The organism is Methylobacter svalbardensis, from assembly GCF_037671525.1.
In the GTDB taxonomy this organism is placed as follows: domain Bacteria; phylum Pseudomonadota; class Gammaproteobacteria; order Methylococcales; family Methylomonadaceae; genus Methylobacter_A; species Methylobacter_A svalbardensis.
This window is the reverse complement of sequence record NZ_JAWPOH010000043.1, coordinates 20,234-34,928: the sequence shown is the minus strand read 5'-3', so window position 1 is coordinate 34,928 and position 14,695 is coordinate 20,234. Positions and strand designations below refer to the sequence as shown.

At 47.7% G+C, this 14,695-nt stretch carries 17 protein-coding genes and 1 pseudogene; 11 read left to right on the top strand and 7 right to left on the bottom strand.

Annotated elements, in window-relative coordinates; genetic code table 11:
* The 6 genes and pseudogenes from RW114_RS14815 to RW114_RS14790 form a co-directional block, all read left to right on the top strand.
* Positions 1 to 119, top strand: a pseudogene (locus RW114_RS14815) (IS701 family transposase); the annotation flags it as partial.
* Between the two features lie 39 nt (positions 120 to 158).
* Positions 159 to 479 carry a hypothetical protein gene (locus tag RW114_RS14810; protein WP_340123533.1) on the top strand — a complete coding sequence of 107 codons (321 nt, stop codon included), beginning with the start codon at positions 159 to 161 and terminating at the stop codon, positions 477 to 479.
* A gap of 29 nt (positions 480 to 508) precedes the next feature.
* Positions 509 to 871, top strand: coding sequence for a roadblock/LC7 domain-containing protein (locus RW114_RS14805; protein WP_340123532.1), 363 nt, complete (start codon positions 509 to 511; stop codon positions 869 to 871).
* A gap of 38 nt (positions 872 to 909) precedes the next feature.
* Positions 910 to 1,044, top strand: a complete 135-nt coding sequence (locus RW114_RS14800; protein WP_340123531.1) for a hypothetical protein — start codon at positions 910 to 912, stop codon at positions 1,042 to 1,044.
* 74 nt (positions 1,045 to 1,118) lie between these two features.
* Positions 1,119 to 1,595, top strand: a complete 477-nt coding sequence (locus RW114_RS14795) for a PAS domain-containing protein (protein ID WP_340123530.1) — start codon at positions 1,119 to 1,121, stop codon at positions 1,593 to 1,595.
* Between the two features lie 17 nt (positions 1,596 to 1,612).
* Positions 1,613 to 2,359, top strand: a complete 747-nt coding sequence (locus RW114_RS14790) for a phosphate/phosphite/phosphonate ABC transporter substrate-binding protein (protein ID WP_340123529.1) — start codon at positions 1,613 to 1,615, stop codon at positions 2,357 to 2,359.
* Between the two features lie 35 nt (positions 2,360 to 2,394).
* Here RW114_RS14790 and RW114_RS14785 read toward each other — a convergent pair whose 3' ends face one another.
* Positions 2,395 to 3,252 carry a LysR family transcriptional regulator gene (locus RW114_RS14785; RefSeq protein ID WP_340123528.1) on the bottom strand — a complete coding sequence of 286 codons (858 nt, stop codon included), beginning with the start codon at positions 3,250 to 3,252 and terminating at the stop codon, positions 2,395 to 2,397.
* Positions 3,253 to 3,392: 140 nt separating this feature from the next.
* Here RW114_RS14785 and RW114_RS14780 point away from each other — a divergent pair, with 140 nt between their 5' ends.
* From RW114_RS14780 to RW114_RS14765, 4 genes are read left to right on the top strand one after another with little or no spacing between them, the layout of a single operon-like run.
* Positions 3,393 to 4,253 (top strand): hypothetical protein, encoded by an 861-nt coding sequence (locus tag RW114_RS14780; protein ID WP_340123527.1) that lies wholly within the window; start codon positions 3,393 to 3,395, stop codon positions 4,251 to 4,253.
* A 46-nt stretch (positions 4,254 to 4,299) separates the two neighbouring features.
* Complete coding sequence (locus RW114_RS14775) at positions 4,300 to 5,880, top strand: DHA2 family efflux MFS transporter permease subunit (RefSeq protein WP_340123526.1); 1,581 nt, start codon at positions 4,300 to 4,302, stop codon at positions 5,878 to 5,880.
* Positions 5,880 to 7,343, top strand: coding sequence for an efflux transporter outer membrane subunit (locus RW114_RS14770; protein WP_340123525.1), 1,464 nt, complete (start codon positions 5,880 to 5,882; stop codon positions 7,341 to 7,343). The genes RW114_RS14775 and RW114_RS14770 overlap by 1 nt, the downstream gene beginning before the upstream one ends.
* Before the next feature lie 7 nt (positions 7,344 to 7,350).
* Positions 7,351 to 8,508: an HlyD family efflux transporter periplasmic adaptor subunit gene (locus RW114_RS14765; protein ID WP_340123524.1), complete on the top strand. Its 1,158-nt coding sequence runs from the start codon at positions 7,351 to 7,353 to the stop codon at positions 8,506 to 8,508.
* A 217-nt stretch (positions 8,509 to 8,725) separates the two neighbouring features.
* On the opposite strand, the gene fchA is transcribed toward RW114_RS14765, so the two are convergent.
* Complete coding sequence (fchA, locus tag RW114_RS14760; RefSeq protein ID WP_340123523.1) at positions 8,726 to 9,355, bottom strand: methenyltetrahydrofolate cyclohydrolase; 630 nt, start codon at positions 9,353 to 9,355, stop codon at positions 8,726 to 8,728.
* Between the two features lie 755 nt (positions 9,356 to 10,110).
* Between fchA and RW114_RS14755 the strand changes: the two genes are divergently transcribed.
* Complete coding sequence (locus tag RW114_RS14755; RefSeq protein WP_340123522.1) at positions 10,111 to 10,875, top strand: flagellar regulator YcgR PilZN domain-containing protein; 765 nt, start codon at positions 10,111 to 10,113, stop codon at positions 10,873 to 10,875.
* A 118-nt stretch (positions 10,876 to 10,993) separates the two neighbouring features.
* Here the strand turns inward: RW114_RS14755 and waaA are convergent, their stop codons facing one another.
* Genes waaA through rpsF form a run of 5 tightly spaced genes read right to left on the bottom strand, consistent with a single transcriptional unit; the run spans position 10,994 to position 14,438 of the window.
* Positions 10,994 to 12,259 carry a lipid IV(A) 3-deoxy-D-manno-octulosonic acid transferase gene (gene waaA / locus RW114_RS14750; protein ID WP_340123521.1) on the bottom strand — a complete coding sequence of 422 codons (1,266 nt, stop codon included), beginning with the start codon at positions 12,257 to 12,259 and terminating at the stop codon, positions 10,994 to 10,996.
* 55 nt (positions 12,260 to 12,314) lie between these two features.
* The gene (rplI, locus tag RW114_RS14745) at positions 12,315 to 12,764 is read right to left on the bottom strand and encodes a 50S ribosomal protein L9 (protein WP_340123520.1); all 450 of its coding nucleotides are present in this window, start codon (positions 12,762 to 12,764) and stop codon (positions 12,315 to 12,317) included.
* A 49-nt stretch (positions 12,765 to 12,813) separates the two neighbouring features.
* The gene (locus RW114_RS14740; protein ID WP_340123534.1) at positions 12,814 to 13,662 is read right to left on the bottom strand and encodes a hypothetical protein; all 849 of its coding nucleotides are present in this window, start codon (positions 13,660 to 13,662) and stop codon (positions 12,814 to 12,816) included.
* A 60-nt stretch (positions 13,663 to 13,722) separates the two neighbouring features.
* The gene (gene rpsR / locus RW114_RS14735) at positions 13,723 to 13,950 is read right to left on the bottom strand and encodes a 30S ribosomal protein S18 (RefSeq protein ID WP_292556395.1); all 228 of its coding nucleotides are present in this window, start codon (positions 13,948 to 13,950) and stop codon (positions 13,723 to 13,725) included.
* A 32-nt stretch (positions 13,951 to 13,982) separates the two neighbouring features.
* A complete protein-coding gene (gene rpsF / locus RW114_RS14730; protein ID WP_340123519.1) occupies positions 13,983 to 14,438 on the bottom strand; it encodes a 30S ribosomal protein S6 in 456 nt (151 codons plus the stop codon).
* Positions 14,439 to 14,695: the final 257 nt, after the last annotated feature.

Here is a 14,695-nt window from a genome sequence, read left to right as displayed (position 1 = left end):
TCAAGCTGGAATGTCTGAAGATAAAATACAAGGCCAATCATTTTGCGCTAAGAACTAAGCTATTTATCAAAGCGAACCAGATAGCTTATGAAGAGTTGCAAAAATTACTGGCTGCGTAACATCAGCTGTTAAGTAAAATTTCAGAACATGGCAAAGTGTTGTTAGCCGATAACCAAGGTTTCTATCTGGCCAGCCATGGATTTCCTCATGAAGTTGCCGAGGAGTTGTCGGCGTTAAGTGCAGAAATTGCAACCGTGCATGAGCGCCGTTCGGGATTGTTGCTGAACAACATGGGATTGGGCAGTCATGCCTGGGCGGTCGTTGATTCGTTCGGCAACAGTCAGGTGGGTTTTTGGCCGTTATTTATAGGTAACAACCGCTTTGTCGTGGCCATGTCAGGCACTCCCCATTTCAACCAGCCGGAATTGGTGTCTTTGGTGTGGGCGTTAACCATACGTTATGCCGGTGACAATCTATGATTTTAATTATCAAAAAATAAGGAAAAGTAATGCGCGCAGATATGTTGACGTCGGTTTTAACAGAACTTAATGGAACTTCGGGGGACATTGAAGCCTCGGCGGTTATTTCCACCGATGGCTTAACCATCGCTTCTGTATTACCTGCCGGTATGGATGAAGACCGGGTTGGTGCGATGAGTGCAGCGATGTTGTCATTGGGTGACCGTACCGCACAAGAACTGGCCCGAGGCCGTTTAGAGCAGGTGCTGATCAAAGGTGAAAAAGGTTATGTGTTGATGACCTACGCCGGTGCGGAATCGGTGTTGACCGTTTTGGCAAAACCCAATGCCAAATTGGGCTTGATTTTCCTGGACGTAAAACGTGCCGCAGCCAGTATTGCGGATTTCCTATAGCGCTGTCCGGTATTTTACCAGGAAAACTTGATAACGCCGTGACAGGGTTGGCTTTGATGGTCATGCAGCAATCTTATCAGGAGTCCGGCATCGCCGAAGAGCTGGAGAAATTCCTGAGAATTTCCGGCATGAGCCGCACCCTGTTTACCAATCGGGCTAAAGCCTATAACTAACCCCAGTCCTATTTTGTCAGCCCGGTTTGCAATTTCCGGTTGATTTCTTTAGCGAAGCACAGGAGATAAGTGCCATGATTTACGATATGAAACCTGAAGATATAGTTGGCGATTACCAAGAGATTATCCTGAATTTATTTGGCAATATAACGCGTAAAATTTTATATACTCAAATCGAAACGCCTTATCCTGACGGTAAGCTTATCGTATCAACCACTGATCCGAGCGGCGTGATCACGCATGTGAATCAGGCCTTTATTGAGATGTCGGGGTATACCGAAGATGAGCTTATCAATACGCCGCATTCAATATTAAGGCACCCGGATATGCCGCCTGCGGCTTTCAAGGATCTATGGGACACCGTACAAAAAGGCAGTAAATGGCAGGGTTTTGTAAAAAATCTGCGTAAGGATGGCGGTTATTACTGGGTTAAAGCAACCGTCATCCCCAATGTCCGGAATGGCCAAGTAACGGGTTATACCTCCGTGCGTCGAAAACCCTCCCGAACCAAAGTGGAAGAGTGCATCAAGCTTTATCCGACCTTGTTTTAATCACACGGAATCTAATCATGTCGCATGTATTTACCATCAGTCCAGATTTTTCCCCCGATCATATTTCCGGTTGGTATATCTTTAATACCTGGCTGCAAAAGCAGACAGGGGAAGCCATCCATTTACAAATGTATGATGATTTTCAAAGCCAGAGAGAGGCTATCAAAAATGACGGTATCGATCTGATTTATGCCAATCCCTTTGATGCCGCGATGTTGGTGCGAGAAAAAGGCTTTTTACCGCTGGTAAAACCCGCCGGCAGAGTTGATGAAGCTATTATTGCCGTCAACGCCAAAAATCCAGTAGAAGACGTGGCTTATTTGTCACCCGGCATCAGGGTCGCTGTGACTGAAGACCCTGATGTTCACTTGATGGGCATGATCATGCTGGAACCTGGCGATTTGCATGCCGGCAATGTCGCAACAAATGTTTATGATACTTATGTTCTGGTTGCAAAACATTTGCTGCGCGGAGATGCCGATGTAGGCATTTTCCTGGCTGAAGCTTATGATGATTTATCGAATATGATTAAGAGCCAACTGAAAATTTTGGTTCGCAGTCAGATCAGTGTTATCCATCATTCACTGATGATCGGGCCGAAACTGGCCGAAAAAAGGGATGAATTTCAACGCCTGCTGATAGACATGAGCAATGATGCAAAAGGGAAAGGTGTTCTGGACGGTCTGGGATTTGAGGCATGGATCGGTGTTGAAGATGAGGAGATGGAATTTATGATTGACCTTATGGACACCTTAAATACTTGAACAGGATTATAGTGGACCTATTGAGCAGGGTTTCATCAATAGGTTTTTTGTCGTTCAATCTCGGCTAACGACCTTAAGTGATCGAGTACCTGTTGTAATATGAGGGAATCGCTATCACGCGGCGAGACCATATAAGCCGGTAATTTGAATTGCGGACTATCGGGCACGTGAAACAGTTTTTGGCTTTTAATCAGCGGCTCGGCGATACGTATCGGCAAAAAGCCAGAACCGCCATTACTGAGAATTAACTGCACCGCCAGCCAGCCGATATTGACCACTTGGGCCGGGCGTTCCAGGTCAGGATAACTGTTACTGTGTTCAGCGTAAAACCCCGGTCCCCAGTCGACATAGATGTAATCATCATTGGGCCATGGCTTACCGGGATCGGTGGTCATCAGCAACAAGGTTTCATCGAACAAATGTTCAATCTGCAGTCCGGGACTATGTTGCGGCGTGTACATCATCCCTATGTCCATCGAGCCTTCGATAAGACTGCGCATTAAATCCTCTTCAAAACCGATATCGCTGCGTATTGAAACATCCGGTACCTGTACGCGTATGCTGCCAATCCATTCCGGCAGCAAGGCTTCCCACAAGGCAATCCGCGCTCCAATGGTAATACTCGCGCGGTAGCGGCTGGGCAGGCCAATGTCATGTCGCGCCTGTTCCAGCGTTAATAACAGTGATTTGGCGTGACGTAAAAACCGCCGCCCCGGCAGCGTTAACGTGGCACCGGAACGATTACGCACAAATAGCGAAACACCCAAATACGCTTCCAGGCGCTGTATGCGTGTGCTCACTGTCGACTGCGTTACATACAGCCTACTGGCGGCCTCCAGAAAGCTGCCGTTGGCGGCGACACTCAAAAATGTTCTGATCTGATCAATGTCCATAAATCTTAGTATCGGATATATCGATATTAAAGTCCAATAAAAATCGTTTGTCTTATATTAACTTTGTTTTTATAGTTGTTTGCAATAGGAATCGCAGATCCGTGTAGAAGCGATGCCCATAATCCTGCGGGAGATCACTCATGCAAACATCATCCGAACCAACTGTTAATGCAGAAAATGCTGTCTATCAGCCGATAATAAATAAAAACGTTGCTGTTGCACTGGCCTTGCTAGTCAACGGCTGTTGGGCACCGGCAATCAAACCGCCCGTTTCTGAAATCACCAAGCTCAGCACCATACTGGTCGTTCCGGTCGAATCACCACCTCTTGAAATCATACCCGATCCATTGGAAGAGCGTATACCGGTGTACAGGCATTACCGAAACATGTCGGTGGATTTTTCATTGCCGAAAAGACTCTACCGAACGTCAGGAGGCGTCATCATTGCCGGTTTGGTCAGCGAGGACGATGACCAGGATTTAACCATCCAGGACGAACAAACGTCACCGACCTTGGCGATCGCTGCAGGGTCTGAACTGACCTGGACGCCAACGCTTGTTTTGGCGCAGCAGACGGCAACTCAATTGACCGAGAACAACATTAAAGTTATATTGAATCGCTATTATTACCGTCTACCCATGGCAGATGCAGATCGTAACGCCCAGTTAACGCATTGGCATGACGCTATTTCGGAATGGTATGGACAGAATGTGACGGCTGTTGATTATCAACACTATGCCGGAATCGATGCGGTATTAGAGCTGGGGTTCGGAAACTACAGAGTTTTTGAAGGGCAGACTTCGGTACAAGTGCTTATGAAGTTGATTGATCCTCACACCCGGCAAGTCATTGCCCGAACTCGCGCCGAGACTTTTACTGTCGAAAGGGCCGGACAAGCCGCTTTTAATCGGGACAGCGAACCATTTAAACAGTTGGTATCGGAAATGAGTTTGCACCTTGTCAAGCAAGGGTTGAATGATATTGGCTGGCGACTGCAATAACTTGCCGACAGACCAAAGCAAACAGCGTCCTGATTGAAGAGGAACCATGGCTATCATCTACGATAAACAGCTTCAAGGATGGCGTTTTGCCTTATTCAACATCTGCTTGGGCCTGAGCCATGCGCTGGTGATATTCAATGCCGGGGCGTATATCGCGATGCTGCCGCGAGTCGCCGCAGGCCTGGGTATTCCGCCCAGCTTTGCGACCTGGACGCAGACCGATTACATGATCGGACTGGCCCTCGCTTTTCCGGTGGGCGGCTGGTTGTCGCGGCGGATGGGTGAATATCGTCCCTTTGTTGCGGCCTTTTTTGTGTTTGCACTGGCATCTGTTATCTGCGCCACTGCGACCTCGTTTTATGGCTATCTGGCCGGACGCATTTTGCTGGGGTTTGCCGGCGGCTTGACGCTGCCGTTGGGACAATCGCTGCTTATCCATGAATACCCGGATAAACGAAAATCCATCGGCATCGGCGTTTGGAGTGTGTTTACCTTAACACCGTTTACCTTCGGGCCGCCTTTGGGTGGCTGGATAGCCGACACGCTGGGCTGGCGCTGGCTATTTTGGTTCAATATTCCGATAGCGCTGGCCATCGGCGGTATCGTCGGCGCCTTGCTTTATCAACGTGGCAGTAAACGACTCCGGCATCGTTTCGATAGCGTTGGCTTTGTGCTGATTACCCTGATTCTGTTCGGCTTTCAAACCTTGCTAAACCAAGGTAACGACCTGGACTGGAATAATTCCTTGCACATCAACAGCCTGATTATTTTCATCGTCGTCACGCTGATTTATTGGGTGATCTGGGAATTGAGCCAGCGCCGCCCTTTTCTGGATATAAGTTTGTTCGCACAGCGGAATTTTACGATTGGCGCGGTCATTTTATTCGTGGGTTTTTTGTTATTTCAGGGGCTGTTATCGATGCTGATAGTGCAACTGCAACTGTCCCTCGGTTATTCATCATTATTGGCAGGCTTGGTGTTTCTGCCGATGGCGATTTTCGCCAAACCGATGGCCGGCGTGTTTCATGAAATCGTCAAACGCTTCGACGCCCGCTTGCTCGCCTCGATTAATTTACTGGGTTTTGCGGCAACCTATTTCTGGCTGAGCCGGTTCGACGGTCAGGATGCTTTCGCACAACTGTTCTGGCCCAAGTTACTGGAAGGCGTCTGCCTGGGCAGTTTCTTCGTGCCTCTGACCGCCTTGCTGTTGCATGGACTGCCCCCGGAGCGTCAGTGGCGAGCGGTGGAATTGGCAAGCCTTATGCGTATTGCCGCCGGCGCCATCGGTATCGCACTGCAAGGCATTGTGCTTTACCGACGGGCGCCATTGCATATGACCCGGTTCGCCGAGACCCACACCGCTTTCGATTCAAGCTTTGAGCAAACCATGGATACCTTGATGGGGGCCGGCTTTAGCGAATCGGCAGCTATCGCCAAGCTCGCCAAATTGGCTGGCCGGAACTCGATGATCCACAGCATGAATGATGCTTTCTGGATAGCAGGTTGCATCTTTGTAGGCTTGGCGATACTGGTTTGGTTTGCGAACCCGACCAAGCAGCCTGCCAAGCGCACATTAAGCCAGGCCCAGCGTCGTGAAGCTCAAGAAATACTGGTGGAGGAACCTTGATGCAAACTGGTCTCAGATACCGATTTTTAGTTTTTTGGATCAGCTTGGCTGCCTTGCTGGTCTCGTTGCCCGGTTGCGCCTGGTTTGGCGATGAAAGCAAACGTGCAAAGATGATGTCCGTACCGGAAATGTCGCAATCGCTGGCCTCAGCCCGCCCATCGTTGACTGCCAATGCGCCATGGCCGCAACCCGCATGGTGGGAGGTCTTCGAAACCCCGGCGTTGAACCGGCTAATAGCTGCGGCATTGGCTGACAATCCCAATTTCAAGGCAGCGGCGGCACGTTTGCGGCAATCCCAAGCCATGGTCGATGCTCAGGCAGCAGAGCTTTATCCCACCGTCGATGCCAATGTCAGTTTCAGCGCCCAGCGTTTCTCAGCCAACAGCACCCAGGCCAAGCTTGCCGGGGAAAATTTCCGGCAGTTACTGATCAATCCGTTGGTATTACGTTATCACCTGGATTTCTGGGGACGTGACCAAGCGGCACTGGAAGCTGCCGTCGGCAGGTCGCTTGCGGTTGCAACCGAGCTGGCCGATGCCGAATTGTTGCTGGCCTCGGCAGTTGCCGGCCGTTATTTCGATCTGGTAGCAGCCAGCGAAAAACTGACAATTGCGGAAAAAATTGTGGCCGACCGAAAAGCTTTGTTAACGCTGCAGCAAGTACGTCTGGCAACCGGCCTGGTGACTACTGCGCCATTGCTGCAAGCAAAAATGGCGCTCAATGCGGCACGACAAACCGAAGCCGGCGTGCGTGCAGAGGTCGAATTGCAAAAGAATCTGTTGGCCGCGCTCGCAGGAAAAGGCCCAGACTGGGGCCGCAGTATCGCGATCGAACGCGGTGTTTTCCCCAAACATCTGGCTTTACCCGCTAATTTGCCGCTACGCCTGTTGGCACACAGGCCTGACGTCACCGCGGCGCGACTGCATGCACAAGCCGCCTCCCAGGAAATCAAGGTCGCTGAAACCGCATTCTATCCAGACGTCAACCTGATTGCCTTCACCGGTTTGCACAGCGTCAGCCTGACCGATCTATTGCTGCAGGGTTCCAGTCTTGCCTATGCAGTCGGCCCGTCGATTGAATTTCCGATCTTCAACGGCGGCCGCTTGCGTGCCAATCTGACCTATCAGGAAGCCGGTTATGACGCCGCCGTGGAACGTTATAACGGCAGTCTTGTGCATGCAGTTCAGGAAGTGGCCGATGCCCTTAGCCGATGGCGCGAGATTGACACGCGCATCGCCGAACAACAGCAAACTGTTGCCGACGCTGCCGAAGTTGAACGCCTCGCGGATAGTCTCAATCGCACCGGTCTCAACGACCGCAACGAATTAATGCTGGCGTGCGTGGAAGCACACCAACAACGCTTTCGACTGGCAACGCTGAAAGGCGAGCATTTTAAAACTGCCGTGCAGGTCATCAAGGCACTGGGCGGCGGCTTTAACGAAATCAGCGCTAAACCTCAATAAAACCACTATGCAAAATAACATTCGTCCCAAGGAAATCATTCATCAACGCAATCGCCGGCTAATAGGGGTGACGTTGTCGATAGTATTGGTGTGCCTGGGATATTCCGGCTACTGGTGGACGCTTAACCGTGGCTGGGTTAGCACCGACGATGCCTTTGTGATGGGACATCTGATTACCTTGAAGGCCCAGACTGAAGGCACTGTCGTCGAAATTCTGACGGAAAACACCCGGCATGTGCAAAAAGGTGACGTGTTGATCAAGCTGGATGGCACCCACGCGGAAATTGCCTTGCAACAAGCCGAAGCCGAATTGGGTGAAACGGTGCGCAATATTGTCAGTTTGGCGGCGAAAGTCGATACCTTTAAACAGCGCATTATCGCCAAAGAAGCGGCGCTGACTCAGGTTCGTCACGATCTTGGCCGCTTTAAAGCGGCAGCGCACGACGGCGCGGTATCGGATCAACAGGTACAGAATACCCAGGATAGAATCCGTGAGCTCGAAGCTGTCATTGGTGAAATCCGAGCCGAAAAAACAGGTATTGAAGCGCAAGTTGCCAGTATCGCAATCGAAAATCACCCCGCTGTCGAAAAAGCCAAGAGCCGGGTTCGCACTGCTTTTCTAAATTATCAACGCCGCAACGTTATTGCGCCAGTATCGGGTTATATCGCCAAACGCAAGGCGCAAATCGGTGATAACGTTAAAGCTGGTGCACCTCTGCTGGCGATTGTGCCGCTGGACGACCTGTGGATAGACGCCAATTTTCTGGAAACCCAGATCGCCGGAATCCGCCCGGGACAATCGGCTGACATCCGGGTCGATGCTTACGGCGATGAGCTGGTCTATCACGGCCACGTGCAAGGCATCACTCCCGGCACCGGCAGCACCTTTGCGCTGTTGCCTACCGATAATGCCACCGGCAACTTTATTCATATCGCCGAACGTGTGCAGGTGCGGATTGGACTGGATCCCAAAGAGCTGAGGGACAATCCCTTGCAACCTGGACTTTCCACATTTACCCGCATCAATATCAGTGAGCAAGGGCAATCGTTGTTATCGTCCTTAGTTCATGCCGATGGCGACGCCTATCGAACCGAAATTTACGGTCACGAATTAGACGGTGTGGAACAACGTATCCGGCAGATCATTACCTCGAACAAGCAGTAAAACATGAAGGTATCAGGTAATAATGATTCAGAGGTGTTGCGGCTTATCGACAGACAGCGCTGACAAATCGGCATCTAAACTGGCAGAATCAGCCAGGGTGTATTGTCTGGTATCGCCATAAATACGCGCTGTGTCTCATATAAAACACCCAATGCGCAGTGATTACCACCCTGTTTTTAAAGCTGTTTTCATGCGTTTGGAGCACTGCAATACATGTCTACAGTTTAGCTTTGACGATCTGATATACTTCTTCTGCAGCCAAATCCGCACCATTCAAGATCGTTTCCAGCTCCGCTAATTTTGCATCGGCAAAAACCCTGTCTTTAAGACTGCCTGCATTAATGTAAACATTTAACGCTGCGCTTTTTAGCGCGCCGTAACCTGCCATAACCGCAACACCGGCATCGCTGATCACACCTAGATTACCTTTATCTGCGGCAATCCTGCTCAATGCAATAGTTTCCGCACAAGCGTGTGCGCACTTCAAAGGAACGACGGTGGCTTCCTTTAATGCTGATTGAATAGCCTCGCTACGCGCGGCCTTTTCTTCATCAGAATCTTTTGGCAAACCATACGTCGCCATCAAACGCTCGAAGACCTCAACGTCGGCTTTGATCATGCCGGTCAGCGTTTCACGCAACGCTTCTGACTTTTCCAGCAATGCCTGCATTTCAACTTCGACTTCAGCGTACTTAGGCTTGCCTATGGTCAAGTTACAAACCATGCTGATTAAAGCGGCCGCCTGCGCACCCATTACCGCTGCGGCACTACCGCCACCAGGAGTAGGCGCCTTGCTGGCCAATCCATCAATAAAGGCTTGAACTGATTTATCTTTTATTTCACTCATGGTGTAACGTCTCTTCAATGCAGTCAGTTATAGTAAAATTTTATAAAAAAGAGTGAGGACTCTCGAAATAGAAGCTTTGTCTGCACAATAACAAAAGTCCAACCTCGAAGATATTAACAGAACTCCTCTTGAATCCGCGTCATTACGACAGATTGAATAACCGCATTAGCGCAAACCCGGTGGTGGCTGCAAATGCGGGGATTCACACGACATGAGCCAACCGACGATACCGAAAATATTTAATTCTGCGCAATAACGCACAGATAATTTCTACATGTTTGTTTATTATTATAATTGTTCAAGATACGTTACGACATAAAACCGCCCAACTCAAGATGATCAGCCCCCTCTAGTGCTGGACCTGCAAGCGGCCTCTACTCATCATACGCCGCTTAACTTATTACCTCCCCGCCGTCCCCACAAGGCATTGGGAGGTTTTTTTTGCCTGCGCTATGCACTGCCATGACGAGCAATGCAGCTTAACTCCAATCATACTTGATGTCGAAATAGCCAGCGAGTAAGCTATATATTCTTATTCGTCAAAATCTCACGCCACCTTGCCGTTTTTATCCACGTTCAGCATATCCAATAGGCTGCATATTGCCGCTCAAGTTACAAAACAAGCCTTTCACCGCACCGAGACAGAACCATAGGATCAATAAGCAACTGAAATAAATATTGAATTTATTTATGGCTAAACTATTGCTTGGATAATGACAGCAATTCACTTTATCAAATACATGACGGGGAACACAATGCTGACAGATCAAACAAATCACGCCGAACCACATTACCAATACACCCCTGAACTCGCAATTATAGAAAACGCGTATGACAACTACACTATTGCCAATCAGGACGACATCAAAAAAAAACTAAACCACCTGCTCAGTAAAAATGCCTTGCTGTCCATTAAAGTTTCTGGAAAATTTGCAACAAGCACACTTTTAACGACGATTACCTGTATCGAAGGCGATCATATTTTTTTGGGCGGATTCCAAAACGATCGCTTTAATAAAGATTTGCTGATGCAAAGTACCGTGGTAGTCTCTGCTAATTTTGAAGGTATAGCCGTTAGCTTTATATTAAGTGAATTTAATGGGCATGACATTGATGCCACATTCAACCTAAAGGCTCCTCTTCCCCAAAGCATGGTGTGGGTGCAACGAAGAGATGCTCGCCGAGTAAAAATACCCATTAACATCCCCGTCAAAATTCAGTATAAAAATCAAGCCGAATACTTTAACGTAACCGATATTAGTGTTACCGGCCTATCCTATATCCATCAATCTGAGAATCAGCAGCCTACAATCATTGGCGGACTGCATACAGACTGCAATATTGTCCTGCCCGATAAAAGCAGACTCCTTGCCTGCCTGGAAATAGTCAACAACATAACCATTCCCCTCAAGCACACCCGGCAAATAAACCGTGTCGGTTGTGAAATAAAGCGGGCCTCATACCGGCTTGACACAGCATTGCAACGGCTTATTAATCAAATCGACTTCCATTACCAATAAGAGTTTATATTTACAATGGGCTATGGTTTTCTGCGACAGAATGCGGAGTGACTGACCGAACCGGGTGCAATATATAAGCCTTATGCCGACACGACATGGCACATGAGCAAGGAAGAAACTAAAATCGAATATCCTGACTAAGCAGGTCAAAAATTCTGGTGATCGCACCCTGGTTCTGCAGAACAAACGCTTTACCCTTTTCAGCTAACAAGCTCCTGTATGCAGAATCCGCATGCAGGGCTAAAATCGCACTGACTATTTCGTTTTTATTCTGACATTGTATTGCCGCACCCTGCCGCAGCACTCCTTCAGCTATTTCCTTAAAATTCTCCATATACGGACCAAATAAAATCGGGGTTCCAACTGCCGCTGCCTCAAGAATATTATGCCCTCCAACAGGCACCATGCTGCCGCCGACAAACGCCGCATCGGAGGCCGCATAAAGCATCTTTAACTCACCCATAGTATCAACCAGATAAACATCGGCATACTGATGACGAATTTCGCCGGATGTACGCATTACCACGGCAAGCTGATTCCGTTCGCACAGTTTTTTTACTTCGCCAAAACGTTCGGGATGTCTTGGTACAATAACCAGCAATAATTCAGGGATTTTCCGCTTTATTTTTTTATAGATTTCAAGAAATATGGCTTCTTCATTTTTATGGGTGCTGGCAATCAACCAAACAAACCGACCGCAAAAAAAATCAGCTTTTAACTGCAAGCCCTGCCTAATAATGTCACTTGAAACTTCAATATCAAACTTTATATTGCCTAACGCTCTAACTGTTTCAATTTTAGCGCCAATAGCAATAAATCGCTTGGCATCATCCGGGGTTTGCGCTGCAATTAACTTGACGTGAGCTAAAGCAGGAACAATAAGAGCCGGAATTTTTTGATAGCCGCTTGCCGATTTTTCCGATAAGCGGGCATTGACAACATATAACGGAATTTTATTTTTGCTGCAACAGGCAAAAAGATTGGGCCAAATTTCAGTCTCCATGATCACGGCTATTTTGGGTTTAAAACACCGCATAAATCGACTAACCGCACAGGGAATATCATAGGGCAGATAGACATGCTCCACGCTTTCCTGCATCACTGCCTTAATTCTGGCAGATCCTGTAACTGTTGTCGTCGTAATTAATAACCTTGCATCGGGGTACTGTCGTTGTATCTTCTTGACTAGCGGAAATAAAGCTTCCGCCTCTCCTACCGAGACTGCGTGAAACCAAATGACATTCTGGGGGAATTTTTTTTGATAGAGAGCAAAACGCTCGTTCCATCTGTACCGATATGCGGGAACCTTAATACTTCGCCAAATCAGGCGAATGAGTATAAAGGGAATAATCAGATAAAAAAAGCAGGAGTAAATAACTCGCATCGTTAAAAAGCAAAGGGTTGTAAGTCGCCCCACAACCCTTTCCCTTGAGCCTTTATTATGCTTCAGCAGCAATTTTAATAGGCATTTTTACGACAACATCGGTATGGCAATTAACGTCGATCTGATATTCGCCGATTTGACGAATAACGCCCTGAGGCAAACGAATTTCATGCTTTTCAACCAAAACGCCTGCTTCGGTAATCGCATCAGCAATATTTTGCGTACCTATTGAACCGAACAATTTGCCTTCATCGCCAGCCTTGTGAGCAATAACAACTTGAAGCTTGCTCAATGCATTGGCACGCGCTTGGGCCGCACTCAGCTTTTCAGCTGCCGCTTTCTCAAGTTCTGCGCGACGCGCTTCAAATTCAGCAATTTTAGTAGCTGTTGCAGCAACAGCTTTACCGTATGGAACAAGATAGTTTCTGCCATAACCTGATTTAATGACGACTTTATCGCCCAGGTTACCCAAGTTTGCTATCTTTTCAAGAAGAATGACTTCCATCTTTTAATACCTCATTTTTCGGATTTTATCCGGCTATTTTTTTACGCCATCAAGGCGTTTGTTGATTCGAAATTTTATTTCGTAAGTTCAGCCACGCATCGCTCAGGCCAACTAAAGCAACAGGCAGCATGGCATGGGGTATCAAAAACAATGTCACATAAAACATCGGCACTATGAATCGACCCATTTTCATCGAGGCAAACACAGTATGCAATACTGCCGTTCCGATAAAGGTATACAACACAAACAGCAAAATAGTGATATTCCACGATACCTCAGAAATCACACCGGAACTTAATGATGCGATAACCACCACTACAATACTGCCTATTGCCAACCTTGGATGCGTATTCAATGACAAAAATTCTTGCTTAAATCCACCGGGATTATAGAGCAAAGCCTGCCACCACCGTCCCAAAAACAGGCCAAACAGCAGGCCAAAAACTGATGCGGCCGCAACCACCCCAGTCATGTAATGGGACAATACATCCAGAGTATGCTGAACATCTTCAACCGGAGCATTCGGAGGCACCATTTGTGAAAGTATATGCTTCCACATTTCTGCCGCCTCGGCATTATAGAGATAAAAACCAACGACCCCCAGAACACCAATCAATACCGCAATTTCAATCGTCAGAGATAAATACCGCCCTTCTCTTAATATGATTGAAATCAGCCAGACAGGAACCCACAGCACCATCCCATAAAGCAACACAAACTGGTAATTGCCTAATAAGAAAAAACCTAGCACCCCTGCTACCGCAGTTGAACTTGCCAAAACAATGAAGCCTTCAATAGCTCCCCGCCTTAAAGTGACGAGAGCAACAGAGGCTGAACTTACTATACTCACTGGAGGCATAACCAGCGACACTAATGCAAGAGTAGAAGCCACTATCATGGCTTGCATTCTCCCGCGCATAATGTATTCCGCTAAAAAGCCCACTGATCGTCCAGCGTATTATTTGTGGGCGTCGCAGAAAGGCAACAATGCAATAAAACGAGCCCGTTTAATTGCAACACCCAACTGTCTTTGATACTTGGCGCTGGTTCCTGTAATGCGGCTGGGAACGATTTTACCGGTTTCAGTGATGTAATCACTCAACAAGTCCAGATCCTTATAGTCAATTGCTGTTCCACCTTCTGCACTGAATCGGCAGAATTTTTTGCGTCTAATGTTACGTGCCATAATAATTCTCGTAAATCCAAGTGTTAAAAGTGTTATTCAGAAGTAGTTTCGCCAGCATCAAAGTCTTCGTCGACATCGTCAGCTTCGCCTTCGGCGTCAATCACAGCCGCTGCTGCTTCTCTGGCCGCGGCATCTTTGGCTCTTGATTCAGCCACTTTATTTTCTTCGGCTGTTGACGTGGCAATGATAGATGCTTCAGTAATAGCTGCTTTTTGCAATAAAGTCATACTACGCAAAATAGCATCATTAAATCGGAAGCCGCTTTCTAACTCTTCCAAGGTAGGCTGATCACACTCAACGTTCATCAGCACATAATGCGCTTTATGAATTTTATTAATTGGGTAAGCCAGGTGTCTACGACCCCAGTCTTCCAAGCGATGAATCTTGCCGGATGCGGCCTCGATGGTTGATTTATAACGTTCAATCATCGCAGGAACCTGTGAACTCTGGTCTGGATGGACTAAAAAGACAATTTCATAATGTCGCATGATTTTTCCTTTCGGTTAAGCCTCCCACCTCTGTCTTATAAAGATGGTAAAGCAAGGAGGAGCTTATAGCCCCTAAGAACTGCCCATTATAAATGTTTTTTCAGCTATTGAAAAGTGTAACATCAGAAACAGCACTAATCCTGGAAAATAGCCAAATAACGCACGCAGACAGTACATTCGTTGCTAGCGCGCGAATCTGTCTGTCACCTGATGACTACCAAAAGGTTTTGCCCCAGCTTTTAATAAATCCTCATAGC